The 2,271-nt window shown below is 61.9% G+C and carries 1 protein-coding gene; it reads left to right on the top strand.

What is annotated here, in order from left to right:
- The first annotated feature begins 615 nt into the window (after positions 1–615).
- A complete protein-coding gene (gene ltrA / locus SO139_RS46005; protein ID WP_498542133.1) occupies positions 616–2,163 on the top strand; it encodes a group II intron reverse transcriptase/maturase in 1,548 nt (515 codons plus the stop codon).
- Positions 2,164–2,271 lie beyond the last annotated feature (108 nt).

Here is a 2,271-nt window from a genome sequence, read left to right as displayed (position 1 = left end):
GTGCGCCAGGAGTACTGGGTGGGATCCGGTACGCGCATTCAATGCCCCCGCAGGGTGGAAGACCCTGCCCTCAACGTGCCGCGGCGCGGGGAGTGAAGCTGACGGGTGAGGTGAACCGGGTATCTCCGGCGAGCCATACATCAGCAGAACCCGTCAAAGCCGGATGGCTGGGGACTTCCGCCCCTTGGCCAGTCCGGCGAGCGTGTCCGTCACGGAAAGGGTAACCGAACCGATGGTAGAAGCCCCGGTAGAACATGGACCTCACCAAACCGGAAGTGGGTGGGACGACCGCAAGGTCGGTGGAGCGCCGATCCGCGCTGATGAGACGCGGATCAGGGGCGTGCGGATCACCGCGCGCCAAGTTTTGGCCCAGCCTGCGGTGGCCAAAGCTCGGAATCCACACGGGGTAGAGTCGGCTCCTACAACGGACAAGGGGTCATTGAGTGAACCTGGGAACCTCGCGATGATTTCTCCGACTCCCAAGTCGAAGATAATCGAGATGACCGATGAATGTCATCGCGTGGGGCGGAGTCTCCGTAGTAGTCCGAGGGCGGGAAAGCCGTCCACATGGCAAAGGGAGACAGTGAGTGCAGCAAGCCGGCAGGAGGTGGGCGCATGAAGCCCGGCGCGGTGAATATCGCGTTTGTCCTCGACATGCAGCGCAAGCTGTATAGGTGGAGCAACGCGGCCCCCGAGAAGGGGTTCGCGGATTTGTTCAATCTGGTGTGTGATCGCCGCACTCTCGGCCATGCTTGGCAGAGGCTCGCCCGCAACAAGGGGAGCCAAACGCCGGGCACGGACGGGATGACGCGGCACAAGATCGAACAGCGGCCCGGTGGGGTAGCACAGTTTCTCGAGGAAATCCGCGAGGAGCTACGCGCGGGAATCTACAAGCCCGAACTTGTTCGCCAACGGTTGATTCCGAAGGCTGGCAAGCCGGGACGATTCCGCCCGCTCGGCATCCCGACGCTGAAAGATCGATTGGTGCAAATGGCTTTGAAACTCGTTCTGGAGCCCATCTACGAAGCGGACTTCTATCCGACTTCGTTTGGCTTCCGGCGTGGACGAAGCACCCACGATGCGCTTGCGGTGGTGCAGAAACATCTGCATCCGACGATCCACGGACCATCACCGGTCCGCTTCGTCATCGAAGGCGACATCAAGGGCTGTTTCGACGCCATTGATCATCATCTGCTGATGGAGCAGGTGCGCCGCCGCATCTGGGATCGCAAGGTCCTGCGGCTCGTACTTGCGTTCCTGAAAGCAGGTATTTTGGTCGAAGGCACTGTCCGTCATCCTATCACAGGCACGCCGCAAGGCGGTGTCCTATCGCCGCTCTTGGCCAACGTCTATCTGACGTCCCTCGACGAGCGATACGGACGATGGACACCACGACCCCGCGAACGGCTGCAGAATGCTGCTGACAGGCGGCACTATGACCGCAAACGGGGACGCCCGACATTCCAGATCGCCCGCTACGCGGACGACTTCGTTATTCTGGTTACGGGCACGGCGGACGAGGCCATGGCCGAGCGCGACAAACTTGCGACGTTCCTCATGCGGGAGCTTCGCATGGAGCTATCCCTTGAGAAAACCTTGATCACCGGTGTCGCGGAAGGGTTCGACTTCCTCGGCTATCGCATCATCCAGACGACGGCGCTCCGTACCGGGCATCGTGTCGGGAATCTGTACATTCCGAAAGGGAAAGTGCAGAGATTGCGAGACGCGATCAAGGCTCGGATCACGACCTATCCAACAGGAGAGTCGCTGACCCAGCTCATTCGAGAGCTCAACCCGATCATCCTTGGTTGGCGGACCTACTACCGCCATGCCACGGGAGCCTCACGCGAGTTCAGCAAGCTGGACTGGTGGTTGTCGAACCGGGTGTTGCGCTGGCTGCGCAAGAAGCATCGCAAGGCGGCGTGGCGGACGCTGCGCTGCTACCGTGTATCCAGCGAAACAAACGAGCGCAAGCTTGTCTGGGGCGAGGGGCACGTGCGACTTCGCAGCTTCGCCACGGGCGGCACCATGCCGTATCCGTGGCGAGGCATCATGATCACGAACGGCTGGGATGACGCGCCTGAACCGCGAGGCCGCACACACGTGGCAGCGTCGTGGAACGCGCTCAACCGCCTCGCCGGATTGACGACACCCGCGACGTAAGTCGCGCATGGAGAGCCGGATGCCGGGAAACTGGCACGTCCGGTTCGGCGAGAGGCGTGCAGAAACCAGCCGCCGTGAGGCGGTATGGCGCTGCGCGCCTACTCTACC

The sequence above is a fragment of the Bradyrhizobium sp. UFLA05-89 genome, from assembly GCF_059803475.1.
The sequence above is the reverse complement of the archived record's forward strand: the minus strand, read 5'-3'. Positions and strand labels throughout refer to the sequence as shown.